This is a genomic window from Arthrobacter castelli DSM 16402 (assembly GCF_000430705.1).
In the GTDB taxonomy this organism is placed as follows: domain Bacteria; phylum Actinomycetota; class Actinomycetes; order Actinomycetales; family Micrococcaceae; genus Arthrobacter_C; species Arthrobacter_C castelli.
In genome coordinates, this window is record NZ_AUMN01000039.1 from 1 (window position 1) to 11,961 (window position 11,961).

General features: G+C 62.3%; 16 protein-coding genes. 12 read left to right on the plus strand and 4 right to left on the minus strand.

Going from position 1 to position 11,961, the window contains the following annotated elements:
* From H535_RS0121270 to H535_RS27175, 7 genes are all read left to right on the plus strand, one after another.
* A partial coding sequence (locus H535_RS0121270) for an IS5/IS1182 family transposase (RefSeq protein ID WP_026819160.1) occupies window positions 1–404 on the plus strand: 404 nt, incomplete at its 5' end.
* 79 nt (window positions 405–483) lie between these two features.
* The gene (locus tag H535_RS27170) at window positions 484–1,506 is read left to right on the plus strand and encodes a phosphotriesterase family protein (protein ID WP_051299640.1); all 1,023 of its coding nucleotides are present in this window, start codon (window positions 484–486) and stop codon (window positions 1,504–1,506) included.
* Window positions 1,507–1,513: 7 nt separating this feature from the next.
* Window positions 1,514–2,467 (plus strand): phosphotriesterase family protein, encoded by a 954-nt coding sequence (locus H535_RS0121280; protein ID WP_026821136.1) that lies wholly within the window; start codon window positions 1,514–1,516, stop codon window positions 2,465–2,467.
* 11 nt (window positions 2,468–2,478) lie between these two features.
* The gene (locus H535_RS0121285; protein ID WP_026821137.1) at window positions 2,479–3,603 is read left to right on the plus strand and encodes an FAD-dependent monooxygenase; all 1,125 of its coding nucleotides are present in this window, start codon (window positions 2,479–2,481) and stop codon (window positions 3,601–3,603) included.
* Between the two features lie 4 nt (window positions 3,604–3,607).
* Entirely contained in the window at window positions 3,608–4,549 is a 942-nt protein-coding gene (locus H535_RS0121290; protein WP_026821138.1) for an alpha/beta hydrolase, read from the plus strand.
* A gap of 37 nt (window positions 4,550–4,586) precedes the next feature.
* Window positions 4,587–5,876, plus strand: coding sequence for an MFS transporter (locus H535_RS0121295; protein ID WP_026821139.1), 1,290 nt, complete (start codon window positions 4,587–4,589; stop codon window positions 5,874–5,876).
* A 509-nt stretch (window positions 5,877–6,385) separates the two neighbouring features.
* The gene (locus H535_RS27175; RefSeq protein WP_051299641.1) at window positions 6,386–7,042 is read left to right on the plus strand and encodes an HAD family hydrolase; all 657 of its coding nucleotides are present in this window, start codon (window positions 6,386–6,388) and stop codon (window positions 7,040–7,042) included.
* Between the two features lie 57 nt (window positions 7,043–7,099).
* Here H535_RS27175 and H535_RS0121305 read toward each other — a convergent pair whose 3' ends face one another.
* Window positions 7,100–7,603, minus strand: a complete 504-nt coding sequence (locus tag H535_RS0121305) for a GNAT family N-acetyltransferase (RefSeq protein WP_026821140.1) — start codon at window positions 7,601–7,603, stop codon at window positions 7,100–7,102.
* A 169-nt stretch (window positions 7,604–7,772) separates the two neighbouring features.
* On the opposite strand from H535_RS0121305, the gene H535_RS0121310 reads away from it, so the two are divergent.
* The 4 genes from H535_RS0121310 (at window position 7,773) to H535_RS0121325 (ending at window position 9,828) form a co-directional block, all read left to right on the plus strand.
* A complete protein-coding gene (locus H535_RS0121310; protein ID WP_026821141.1) occupies window positions 7,773–8,504 on the plus strand; it encodes a Type 1 glutamine amidotransferase-like domain-containing protein in 732 nt (243 codons plus the stop codon).
* A gap of 122 nt (window positions 8,505–8,626) precedes the next feature.
* Complete coding sequence (locus H535_RS0121315) at window positions 8,627–8,911, plus strand: ArsR/SmtB family transcription factor (RefSeq protein ID WP_026821142.1); 285 nt, start codon at window positions 8,627–8,629, stop codon at window positions 8,909–8,911.
* Window positions 8,908–9,432, plus strand: a complete 525-nt coding sequence (locus tag H535_RS0121320) for an SRPBCC domain-containing protein (RefSeq protein WP_026821143.1) — start codon at window positions 8,908–8,910, stop codon at window positions 9,430–9,432. Before H535_RS0121315 ends, H535_RS0121320 begins: the two co-directional genes overlap by 4 nt.
* A gap of 9 nt (window positions 9,433–9,441) precedes the next feature.
* Window positions 9,442–9,828, plus strand: a complete 387-nt coding sequence (locus H535_RS0121325; protein ID WP_026821144.1) for a VOC family protein — start codon at window positions 9,442–9,444, stop codon at window positions 9,826–9,828.
* A 29-nt stretch (window positions 9,829–9,857) separates the two neighbouring features.
* On the opposite strand, the gene H535_RS0121330 is transcribed toward H535_RS0121325, so the two are convergent.
* The gene (locus H535_RS0121330; protein ID WP_035770492.1) at window positions 9,858–10,520 is read right to left on the minus strand and encodes a nucleoside/nucleotide kinase family protein; all 663 of its coding nucleotides are present in this window, start codon (window positions 10,518–10,520) and stop codon (window positions 9,858–9,860) included.
* 94 nt (window positions 10,521–10,614) lie between these two features.
* Here H535_RS0121330 and H535_RS0121335 point away from each other — a divergent pair, with 94 nt between their 5' ends.
* The gene (locus tag H535_RS0121335; RefSeq protein ID WP_026821146.1) at window positions 10,615–10,824 is read left to right on the plus strand and encodes a hypothetical protein; all 210 of its coding nucleotides are present in this window, start codon (window positions 10,615–10,617) and stop codon (window positions 10,822–10,824) included.
* Between the two features lie 114 nt (window positions 10,825–10,938).
* Here the strand turns inward: H535_RS0121335 and H535_RS0121340 are convergent, their stop codons facing one another.
* Both H535_RS0121340 and H535_RS0121345 read right to left on the minus strand, forming a co-directional pair.
* Window positions 10,939–11,448, minus strand: a complete 510-nt coding sequence (locus tag H535_RS0121340) for a GNAT family N-acetyltransferase (protein WP_245580409.1) — start codon at window positions 11,446–11,448, stop codon at window positions 10,939–10,941.
* Window positions 11,449–11,549: 101 nt separating this feature from the next.
* On the minus strand, window positions 11,550–11,961 hold a 412-nt coding region (locus tag H535_RS0121345), incomplete at its 5' end, for a dihydrofolate reductase family protein (RefSeq protein WP_026821148.1).

Genomic DNA, 11,961 nt, shown 5'->3' on the forward strand with positions numbered 1-11,961 from the left:
AGTCCGGCGATGCGCCCATGTTTCCGCACCTGATGGATCACCTGAAGGTCTCCCGGCCAGGGTCGGGACCGGCCCGCGCCCGACCGGAGAAAGTCCGCGGCGATAAGGCCTACTCATCACGGGCCATCCGGACCAGCCTGCGAAACCGCAACATCAAAGCCGTCATAGCCGAACCGGCCGATCAGGCCGGCCACCGCCGCCGTAAAGGCCGCAAAGGAGGTCGACCTCCCGCCTTCGATGCCGAGGACTACAAGCGCCGCAACGTCGTCGAACGAGCCTTCAACGTCTACAAACAATGGCGCGGATTAGCCACTCGCTACGACAAACTCGCCCTGACCTACCGCGGCGGCACCATACTCAGAGCCATCACCATGTGGACCAACTTATTGGGAGACACGCCCTAGCTCCATGGGCCGTGGTGTGAGTGAAGCTCAACAGCGCGTAACGCTGCGAACGGCGGGACGCTGACGAAAGGTTGTACCTGTGACAGATGCAACTCCTGACTCCGGCCAGACTGTCAATACGGTCCTTGGTCCCATCCCCGCCCATGAGTTGGGGGTGGTCGCAGTCCACGAGGCCTTGCTCTCGGTGGTACCCGGAGCGGAACACGCCCCGGACATCCCCATGGACCGGGCGGAGATCTTCGAGACCCTGGCTCCAAAGCTGAGGGACTTCCGCGACCACGGCGGACAAACCATCGTGGACAGCACCGGGATGTTCCACGGTCGAGACCTGAAAATGTACGAAGCACTCTCAGGCGCCACCGGTGTGCACATCGTCGCCTCAACAGGCATGGGTCCCGAAGAGATGCTTGGCGGCTACTTCCTGACGCCGCAAACCAACCCTCCAACCCCATGGCCCGCCGACAAGTTCGCCGACCTCTTCTCCAGGGAAGTCACCGAGGGCATGGTGGTTCCGCGTCTCGAGCGGCGCGGCGCGGCCGGACTCGTGACCACTGCGGCTGACCGCAACGGTATGACGGCAACCGAGGAGAGCCTGTTCCGGGGCTCGGCCCGCACAGCCCTGGCCACCGGCACCCCGGTCTCCATCCGTTTCGGCGCCGATGCACTGGCCGAGCTCGACATCGTGCTGGACGAGGATCTCCCGGCCAACCGGGTGCTCGTCGGCGGGCTGGACCGCAAAGACGCCGCCGGCGTCGCCGCCGAGGTTGCGAGCCGCGGGGCATTCGTCGGCATCGACCACGTGGGTTTGAACGACGACGACGGCCACCTCACCGACGACGAACGCGCCACGCTGGTGCTGGAGCTGGTCGGAGCCGGCCACGGCGACAAGGTCATCCTCTCCTCCAACGCGATTGGCGTGGCCAAGGGTCTGGACGCCTACGACCTGCCCTACAGCCACGTGGTGTCGACGTTCGTTCCCCTGCTGGTGTCCCGGGGCTTGGCCGAGGCCGACGCGACCCGGCTGCTCGTGGATAACCCTCGCGCCTTGCTTGCGCCGAGCAGATCGGCCGGGGCAACCAACAGCTTTCCGTTCCAGAGGTGATTCAGTAATGAGCAAGGTAAACACTGTGCTGGGAACCATCCCGGCCGAAGAACTCAAGATCGTGGCCGTCCACGAACACATCGGATACGGCATGCCCGGCTCCGAGCTGGACAGCAAGTGGTGGAAGACTCCCGAGGAACGGTACGAGGAGACGGTGCCGAAGCTGCGCCGGTTCGCTGAGTACGGCGGCGGCACCTTCGTGGACGCCACCGGCATCTGCAATGGCCGCGACGTCGACTACTACAAAACCCTGTCCGCCAAGACCGGCGTCAACATCGTGGCCTGCACCGGCTTCGTCGGCGGCGATACCGCCCTGCCCCACTTCGCAAAGGCCTCCGTGGGCTATCTCGCCCAGGTCTTCATCCACGAGATCACCGTGGGCATCGGTAACACCGGGGCCAAGGCCGGCGTCATCAAGGTCGGGGTGAGCCGTGGCGGCCGGATGACTGAGCTGGACAAGCGTATCTACCGTGCTGCCGCCCGCGCCGCGGTGGCCACCGGGGTGCCGATCCTCACCCATCTGGCGATCGACCCGGAGCCGGCCGTCGCCATCTTCGCCGAGGAGGGCCTGCCACTTGACCGCGTACTGTTCGGCCACGCCGACGACGGCCTGAACGCCCCCAAGACCCCGCACGAGTGGATCTATGAACAAGGTGGCCGCATCGGCTTCGACACCTTCGGCTACGACCTCGAGCTGGAAGACCCGCCGTTCTGGGGCCGCAAGCGCGCCGAACGCATGCAGCACTTCGTCGAGCTCGTACAAAAGGGCTATACGAACAAACTGCTGGTCTCCGCCGACGCCAACTGCAGCCCGCTGGGCTGGCCTGGCGTCAAGGGCCACACCGTCAATTACATCTTCGAGGACATGATTCCGGACATGCGCGCCGCCGGCATCGACGGCGCCACGATCAAGGTCCTGCTCGAAGACAACCCCGCCGACTTCCTGACGATCCGCAACTGAGAGAAACAACCATGAAGACTTCAGAACTGACAGACCTGAATATTGCCGTCGTCGGCGCGGGCTATGGCGGAGCTGCGGCCGCCAAAGCGCTGAGCCTGCTCGGCGCCACTGTGAATGTGTATGAGCAGGCGAGCCAGGTCCGGGAGGTCGGCGCCGGTATCGGCCTGCGCCCTTCCACCATGGACCGCTTCCGGCAGTGGGGAAGCTTCAACGCTGTCGCCAAGGTGAGCTCGCCCAGCGACTACTTCGAGATCCTCACCGCGACCGGCGAGCCGATCATGAAGGAGGCGTGGCCGGGCATCAACGACTTTGCCGAAGAGACGAAGACCCACCTGATCCACCGAGGTGACTTCATCGAGGCGCTGCTGGGCGTCCTCCCCGAGGGCATGGTGCATCTCGGCCACAAGCTGGAGGCCATCGAGGACAAGGGCGGGCGCGCCGTACTCACCTTCGCCAACGGCAATACAGCCGAGGCCGACCTGGTCATCGGCGCCGACGGGATCAAGTCGGTGGTGCGCAAGCAACTGTTCAGCGATAAGGAACCGGTGTTCTCCGGTGAGCATGCCTACCGCGCCGTGGCCTCCACCGACCACGCCTACGGAATGGTCGTCGACGACAATTTCCGGATGTACATCGGCTCCCGCACCAAGATCTACCTGTTGCCGCTGCGCCACCGGAACCAGATGTCGTTCGACATCACCACCCTGTCTGGTGACAGCTCCTGGAACCCGGCGATGACGAAAGACGACCTGCTGGAGGTGGTGGAAGGCTTCGACGAGCGGATCGTGAACATCGTGCGCGACCTCGACCTGGACACCGTGAACTGCCGGGCGGTCTATGATATCGATCCGATCGACGTCTGGCACTCGGATTCGGTGGTGCTGCTCGGGGACGCGGCCCATTCGATGCTGCATCACCAGGGGCAGGGGGCGAACTCGGCCATCATGGATGCCGGCGCCCTCGCGGATGCCCTGCAGGATGCCGAATCCGTCGCCGTAGCGCTGGCGAAGTACCAGTCCACGCGCAAGCCGGAGACCGACGAACTGCAGCGCATCTCGCGGCAAGGGTGGGCAGAGGACGAGGTCGACGACGTCTTCCCCGGCCAGAAGACTTCCACGAACAACCAGGAGAAATAGAACTATGCCCGTGCACCCCGAAATCGCCAAGCTACTCGCCACCCTGCCGGCCCCGGATCACAGCGCATCGCCCGACCCGAAGCAGATGCGCGACGCCGAGACCGGGCAGATTCCGCCACGTGAGGAGCGCCAGCCCCAGCTTCATGCCGTCAAGGACGTTAGTGCCGCGACCTCATCGGGCGACGTGCCCGTACGGATCTATACACCGGCCGAGGCCGATTCGTACGGTTTGCTGGTGTACTTCCACGGCGGAGCCTTCTTCTCCGGCAGTCTGGACACCCATGACCATGTGGCACGTGCCCTGGCCAACGAGACCGGGCATAAGGTCATCTCCGTCGGCTATCGACTGGCTCCCGAAGCCGCCTTCCCGGCCGGGCTGCAGGACTGCTACGGGGTAGTCCGCTGGGCGGCCGAACAGGGTGCGGACCTGGCCTGGGACGGGAGGAACCTCGCCATCGCCGGCGACAGTTCCGGCGGCAACTTTGTGGCCGCCGTCGTCGCAATGGCCCGTGACGACGGGTTCGAGGCCATCACGCACCAGGTCCTGTACTACCCGTCACTCGATCTGGACTTCGATACCGGCCGTTACGCATCGTTGCGGGAGAATGCCGAGGGCTATGGCCTGGAAACGGCAGGCCTGGCGCCCTTCAACGCACACTATTTTGCCAGCGGCGCAGATCCGGCGGACCCCCGCGTCTCCCCCATCAAGCGCGAGGACTTCTCCGGACTGCCTCCCGCGCTGATTCTCACGGCAGAGTATGACCCTATGCGCGACGAAGGCGAGCTGTATGGCCACAAGCTGACACAAGCCGGCGTCGACGCGACGATCCATCGGTATGCGGGGGCAAACCATGGTTTCGTCCAGAATTTCTCCTGGATCCCGGAGTACCACCAGGCCTTCACCGAAACGGCCGAATTCCTGGGCGCCCCGTCTCAGCACAGCTAGCCGCCCCTCCAACCCACTGTGTCCCTGAGAGGTCACCATGCTCGCACAAACCAAGTTTTGGACCTACGAGAACAAAATCGTAGCCATGTTCTTCTTCGCCGTCGGCTTCGTGTTCTTCGACCGGCTGATCATCAACTTCCTCATGCCCTTCATCCAGGAGGACCTGAGCCTGGACAACTCCCAGATCGGCCTGCTCGCGTCCGCGCTGGCCATCACGTGGGCAATTGCCTCGGTCATCGGCGGGCGCATTTCCGACAAGGTCGGCAGCAAGCGGCTGTATCTGGTCGTGCTGATCCTCGCGTTTTCGGTCGCTTCCTTCTTCCAGGGATTCGCATCGACCTTCGCGATGCTGATCATCATGCGGCTGATGATGGGCCTGTTTGAAGGTCCCATCATCCCGGTGACCCAGTCCGTGCTGGCGATGGAGTCGTCGAAGCACCGGCGCGGGTTCAACCTCGGGCTGACCATGAACACAGCCAACGGGCTGTTCGGCAGCATCCTTGCGCCCCTGGTCATCGTGGCCGTCGCGGCGGCATTCGGCTGGCGAACGGCCTTCTTCCTGACGATCATTCCCGGTCTCATCCTGTGCCTGTTCGTCTTCAAGGTGATGCGCGAGCCGAAGCCGGCGGGACAGTTCTCAGGGCCGGCGCACCTGCCCGACGACGGCGGCGCGGCAGCAGCCGTCGACAGCACCACCGGCACCAAGGGGAAGCTCAAAGACGTATTGAAGAACCGCAACATTATCCTGTCGATCATCATGTTCAGCGGATTCATGGTCTACCTGATGGCGCTGCAGGTCTTCGGGCCGATATACCTGACCAACGTCAAGGGATTCACGCCAGGGTCAATGAGCATCGTGCTGGCCGCCTTCGGGCTGGGCACGGCGTTGTGGGGATTCGTCGTTCCGCTGATCTCCGACCGGATTGGGCGCAAGCCCTCCGCTGCCATGTTCGGGCTGCTCTCCATTCTGGCTCCCCTGTCGTTGCTCTTCTTCGACAGCCCGGTGTTCATGGCTATAGCCGTCTTCATCTTCGCGGCCGGCATGGGTGTTGGCGGTCTGGCGATGTCGGTCATCCCAACGGAGTCGGTGTCGCCGCTGTACGCCGGACTTGCGGTGGGGTTACCGACGGGTATCGGGGAGCTCATCGGCGGATTCCTGAACCCAATGCTCACCGGGATAGCCGCCGACCAATTCGGCCTCTATGTGGCGCTGATCGTCAGCAGCGCCGGTGCACTCGTGGCCACGTTCTTCGCCCTGTTCCTCAAGGAAACCGCACCCCGGGTGCTCGAGCGGCGGACCAACGTCCCTCTGGCGGCGCAGGCGTAGGACTGGTCGCCGGAAAACCAATCGGTCCGGAAAGGAAATCCTTCCCGGGCCTCAGCCTGCTGCGTTTTCGTCTGCTTCATTTCTACAGGTTCTCCGATTCGCTGTCAGTGGCTTGTCAGTTCTCAAACCGAGTCAGTGGTAGCCCTACTGGTCGCGCGACTGGAACTGTATAAGTATGCGTCCTATCGAGTGGATACTCGTTGGTAATACAGGCGAGTTCTGTTTTCGTCAGGATTAGGGAGGCACGGCGATGTCGGCACCTTGTCATCTTCTGGGCGTCTCAACAGACGTGTCACATAAGGCCCCGTCACCGGACAGACCACCGGACGGGTCAAATGGGACGGTCCCGGCCGCGACACTTCAACGGTGCTGGTCAGCGGCGGGTTTGTCCGGTGGAGGTTCCTATTACGGGACGACCGGTCCACTCATTGTTACCTCGAAGATCCTGGGTGCTGTAGCCTTCGTAAAACACGACGCGAGTGCAGCCGGCGAACGCTGGAGGAGATGTGATGCGTGGCCTGATTCTGCTCGACCTTGACGGGACACTCGTCGATCGAGATGCCGTGTTGCGTGCATGGGCTGACGAGGCTGCCACCGCCGCCGGAGAACCGGATGTCGCTGAATGGTTGATCGCCCATGACCGACAGGACGGCAAGGTCCGCCTGCGCGAATCTTTCCTTAGCGGGGTCGCTGCCCGCCTCGGTTGGGATACCCCGGTTGAAGACCTGCTGGCTGACTGGCCGAACATGTTTGGCTCGCGTTACCGTCTCGAACCGGCGGTCTCAGAGGCGCTCACTGACGCGCGAATGCTGGGCTTTCGGCTCTGCGTGGTCAGCAACGGCGATGCCCAACGACAGTGGGCCAAGATTGAAGCGATGAACCTCGAAAGTTTGGTTCATGCGTGCGTGGTCTCCGGCGAGATCGGCGTGCGGAAGCCGGACCGGAGCATATTCGAGATTGCGGCACAGAAAGCCGGGTGTGCCTTGATCGATAAGGTGTGGGTTATCGGGGATGACCCAGTCGCCGACATTGGAGGTGCGGCTCAGATCGGCGCCAAGGGTTTCTGGGTGAACCGCAACGGTACGGACTGGCCGTCAGAACTACCTCCACCACACGTCACGTTCTCCCATCCCATCGCAGCATTGGAACAGATCACTGCGGGATGAGTTGCGCAACAGCGAATGAAGAATGAAAAGCCACCAACCAAGTTTCAATGCTGTCGTTCAAGAGCCGGGGCCAGCGGGAACCCTGGCACGCGCCATCTCTATGACCGTCCAGTCCTCTTGATCTACCTCAGTGTGTAAGACGACACCGGTTCTGCTGAATCCCAGACCTTCGTAGAGACTGATGGCAGGAGCGTTGTGCGCGTATACGCCCAGTTTCATGACCGGGATATGCGAGGATTCGAAGCCGTATCGGACCATCGACTCGACGAGCTTCCGCCCTATCCCACGCCCTCGACGCTCCGGATCTACGACGATATATCCGATGCGCATCAGGTCTGCCTCCTGGTCTATGAGCAGGGACGCATGGCCGACTAATCTCGGGGAGTCAGAGTCAACTGCCGACCAGTAAACTCTATTGGGATCTTGAAGATAGTTTTGAAGCTGACCGTGATCGAGCGGCCACTTGAAGCTCGGGCCCGACCACATGACCATTTCTTTATTGTTCGTCATCCAATCGAGGATGATTTGCAGGTCATATGCCGTCGTCGAACGCAGTTCCATCCCCAAATATAGGGGTCATCATCTTTAGCAGCCGAGATCGATGCCGATTGGGGATCGGCTTGGGGGGGACACCGTGTGCGATCGTCGGCACTGCCGCCTCACATTTGCGGGCGGCAGGCTGCGAGAACGCCCGACTATGAACGGACGATACGTAGGGTAGATTCGGCATATGTCCGCTCAGAGCCCAACCATCTTGGCCACTTCAGGTGGGTACGCAGTCCCTGACCGTGGAGACTTCGCCTTCAACTCGTTGATACATCATGCGGTCGATCTGGCGAACCCTGTCGGAACGCCAAAGATTTGCCACCTTGGTACCGCATCGGGTGACCAACGGTTCCGCAATGCCATGTTCAATGAAGCAGCCACGCGAGCAGGGTACCTGGCCACGAACCTCAATTTGTTTCCGATGCCCACGGTCGAGGACATCGAAGGCCACATGATGGCTCAAGACGTCGTTTGGGTGCATGGCGGCTCGGTTGTGAACCTCCTGGCGGTTTGGCACGCCCATGGCTTGGTCGACATATTCCGGCGCGTCTGGGAAGCCGGAATAGTCCTCGCGGGCATCAGCGCAGGCTCACTGTGCTGGTATCGCGGAGGAACCACTGACTCATTTGGCCCGCCACTGCGCCCAGTCACGAACGGCCTCGGATTCTTGCCCTACGCCAACGGGGTTCACTACGACGTCGAGCCTGGCCGCCGGCCCCTTATGCACAGCCTCGTCGCCGAAGGCGAACTGCCGACGGCTCATTGCACCGACGATGGAGTTGGCCTCGTCTACCACGGCACTGACCTGGTCGAAGCCGTGGCAGAGAACGACCACGGATTGGCGTACGTCGTGTCTCGCAACTCTGACGGTCAAGCCATCGAAGAGCAGTTGGAACCCCGCCGACTCTCTGCGTGAACCCACACGCTTGTTCCGCAGCGTGCATCAATAGCACTGCTGACCTGACCAGTGATGGATGCCGTTGTGGAACGCCTACTTATGCCTTGACAGGCAAGTACCCACTTGCCTAATGTTGCTGCGTGAGCAGCGTGTATAAGGCGATCGCAGATCCGGTCCGGCGAAGGATTCTCGACGAGCTCATGGAGCGGGATCGGCAGACGCTGTTCGAACTGTGCGGCCGTTTGGCGATGAATCATGGAATCGCCTCGTCGCGTCAGGCCATATCGCAGCACCTCGATGTGCTCGAGGCGGCCGGACTCGTGATCACCGCCAAGGAAGGCCGCTACAAGTACCACTCGATTGACACCAAACCGCTGCAAGCCATCGTCGATCGCTGGCCACAGACACGAAAGGACAGTCCATGACCGAGATAACCGCTTACGGAACCTTGGAGAAACTCGATGGGCGGCCAGCGCTGCGTTTCGAAGTCCCCCTTGCGTATCCGATTGAACGGGTATGGCAGGCGGTCAGCGTGCCGGCGGAGCTTGAGCGCTTCTTTCCGGCAGCTGCCAACTGGACGCCGGCGGAGGGCGAGACCATCGACGTCGGTGGTGCCATGATGGAGGTGACCGAAGTCGACGCACCCCATCGTCTGGCGTGGGCATTCGCCGACCAGCCTCAGAGCTTCGAACTGGTCGCAGACGAGGGCCGCTGCCGGTTGATCTTTACTCACGTCATCGACGACTTGCCGGCAGCGCAGACCGCAACCGGCTGGCAGACCTACCTCTCGCGGCTGGAGCCGCATCTCGCGGGTGGGTATCTATCCGACAAGGAAGCACACAGGGCGTGGAAAGACATCCACGAACTCTACGCCGAGCGCTTCGCCGTCGATCCGGAACCGGGACGACGCTGGGCGGCGGAGAATCTGCCTGCTGATCAAGGCTGAGGACGACCAATGCGCATCAATTTGATCAGTGTCTTTGTCAACGACCAGCCAACTGCCCTGAACTTCTATACCAAAGTTCTCGGCTTCGCAAAGAAGACGGAAGCACCTATAGGCGAGAACCTTTGGCTCACCGTCGTTTCCCCGGAGCAGCCGGACGGTGTCGAGTTGCTGCTCGAACCATCGACCCACCCCGCCGTGCCGCCGTACAAAGAAGCGCTGGTTGCCGATGGCATCCCAGCGGCCCAGTTCGCCGTGGACGACGTACAGATCGAATACGAGCGGCTGCGCGGACAAGGCGTGACGTTCACGCAGCCGCCTGCACAAATGGGCCCTACAACCACAGCAGTGTTCGACGACACCTGCGGAAATCTCATCCAAATCGTCACGGGACACTAGCAGCTTTAAAGCGCCCGGTAGACGATCGCTTACCGGTATGGGGTGCTTTGCGTGCCTTTGATAGCTCTCGGTTCAGAGGCAGAGTTGTCGATGACGAGGTCTGCTCGCTCCCAGGGCCGCGCCATGTCGAAGTAGATGCGTTGCCCTCCGACGTAGCGCCGCATCGAAGGGTGCTCCGGGTCCGGATTTGATCCGTCGCGGGCTGCCATTCGACGGGCTGTCTCATCGAACGGCACATCGAGAAACAGCGAATAATCCCAAACGTCGACGAGTTCGTCTCTGTGCAAGAACATGCCCTCAATAATGACTATGGCCTCCGCCGCGCATTGCTTAGGCGCCGGCTGTATAGCCATATCGCGCGAAGGGTCGAATGATGCCGTCCGGCAGAATCCGTTACCTGACGGGAGTAATGGTTCGACGACGCCTCGATGCAGTGCCTCATAGTCGTAGCTGTCGAGCCAGAACCCTTCCGGCGAATGTCGTCCCCGCCGGTGGCGGATCTCTGAGACATTGAGGAAGTCGTCGACATGAATCAGCACCGTCGCCCAATTCACAAATGAGTGCGCGAGAGCGTTGGCAAAAGTCGTCTTTCCACTTCCGTCAACTCCATCGACCGCCACCAAAGTGCGGCGGCCCGTGGGTAATTCAGCACTGAGGAAATCGGCTATCGCTGGGATCCCTTGGAGCTTCATAGACACAGCTTCCCAGATCAGCTCGGCAGCCCCGATGAAGGATCGGCTATCGCACGCATCGTCGAGGCGTCTCTGCCGGGATTAGGCTGTGGATATGACTGCATGGAGCCGCTACCTGTTCGGGGCCTCGATCGTTTTCGGGGTGGGCGCGATGCTGCTTGCCGAGCAGCTGCCGGAATGGTGTGGGCTCGTGTCGATCATCGTTATGGTTCTGGCTGCTTCTGCGTTCCTCATCTGCTCCGTCCTTGAGTACCGACGCGGGCGCGCGGCGGTCAGCACTTTGGAACAGCAGCTCTTTCTGTAGCTTGGGTCGTCCGACCGGGCGTCGACACGATCGGTGCTTGGTGAAGGATCGGCTACCGGAACGGCTCCCGGGTGGGGCGGGACGTCCCCGTCGTGACTCCGAGGGGAGCAACTATTAGACGTCGAAGCGATGCGGGATGGTGTCGCCGCCCTCCTGGTATGGCGTAAAGCCCATGGCCGAGTAGTACGCCAGGGCAGGCGAGTTGTCGGCGCCGATGGTCGCGTCGAGATGCCTCAACCCGGCAGCCTTTGCAGCTGCCAGAGACTCGACGAAGAGGCGGCGGCCCAATCCGCTTCGACCAGCGTCAGGGTGAATGTGCGTGCCGATAATTCCCCATCCCTCAGCCACGTCGTACGGATTGCCGGGCCACGCCCGCTTGAGCGACTGGAAGCCGACAACCCGATCCTCCTGCTCGGCAACGGTGCATGCTACCTCGTTCTCCGTGTCGAGGTAACGCTCGCGGATCAGCGCGACGTCGACCGGGCTCGCGCGTAGGCCTGCGCGATAGATCGCGTTTTGCACCTCGGACATGTCCTCGGCATCTGTGGGCCGTGCGGGCCGGATTTTAGTCATGCGCCCATCTTGCCGCACGGTCGCGCCCGGGCAGAACTCGATCGTCGTCACAGCCGAAGTGTGCTGTCGGACGGGACGCAGGGAAGAGTCCTCCTGCCGCGATCCTGCCTGGCCGAGCCAGACCACCTGCTGCTGTTCCGCGGGAGGATCGGTCAGCGGCGCACGCGATAGCGCAGGTGAAGCACCCGGTTGCCCTGAATCACCTCGTCAGGATCCTCCAACAGGTGCTGCGCGTGGACCGACCCGAAGTAGCGTTTGCCGGACCCGAACACGACGGGTACGACGTCCATGCGCACCTCGTCGACCAGACCCGCGGCGAGCACCTGGCCACCGACGGCGCCGGCGGCGACGTTGACCGTGCGGTCACCCGCAAGTTCCTGCGCCTTGGCCATGGCTGCCTCGATGCCGTCTACGAAGTGAAACGGCGCCTCGGGGTCCCAGCCGTCGGGCGCCGACCGGTGCGTCACGACGACTGCGTGGTCGACCTCGCCCGGGGGTTTCCCGTCCCAGCCGTTCGTCATGTCGAAGACGTGCCGGCCGAAGATTGACGCCCCGATCTGGTCC

Coding starts and splice junctions, on each gene's coding strand:
- H535_RS0121290 (WP_026821138.1), top strand. CDS start 3,608: ATGCCCGTGCACCCCGAAATCGCCAAGCTACTCGCCACCCTGCCGGCC.
- H535_RS0121285 (WP_026821137.1), top strand. CDS start 2,479: ATGAAGACTTCAGAACTGACAGACCTGAATATTGCCGTCGTCGGCGCG.
- H535_RS0121295 (WP_026821139.1), top strand. CDS start 4,587: ATGCTCGCACAAACCAAGTTTTGGACCTACGAGAACAAAATCGTAGCC.
- H535_RS0121320 (WP_026821143.1), top strand. CDS start 8,908: ATGACCGAGATAACCGCTTACGGAACCTTGGAGAAACTCGATGGGCGG.
- H535_RS0121305 (WP_026821140.1), bottom strand. CDS start 7,603: ATGGAACTGCGTTCGACGACGGCATATGACCTGCAAATCATCCTCGAT.
- H535_RS0121330 (WP_035770492.1), bottom strand. CDS start 10,520: ATGAAGCTCCAAGGGATCCCAGCGATAGCCGATTTCCTCAGTGCTGAA.
- H535_RS0121335 (WP_026821146.1), top strand. CDS start 10,615: ATGACTGCATGGAGCCGCTACCTGTTCGGGGCCTCGATCGTTTTCGGG.
- H535_RS0121280 (WP_026821136.1), top strand. CDS start 1,514: ATGAGCAAGGTAAACACTGTGCTGGGAACCATCCCGGCCGAAGAACTC.
- H535_RS0121325 (WP_026821144.1), top strand. CDS start 9,442: ATGCGCATCAATTTGATCAGTGTCTTTGTCAACGACCAGCCAACTGCC.
- H535_RS27175 (WP_051299641.1), top strand. CDS start 6,386: ATGCGTGGCCTGATTCTGCTCGACCTTGACGGGACACTCGTCGATCGA.
- H535_RS0121310 (WP_026821141.1), top strand. CDS start 7,773: ATGTCCGCTCAGAGCCCAACCATCTTGGCCACTTCAGGTGGGTACGCA.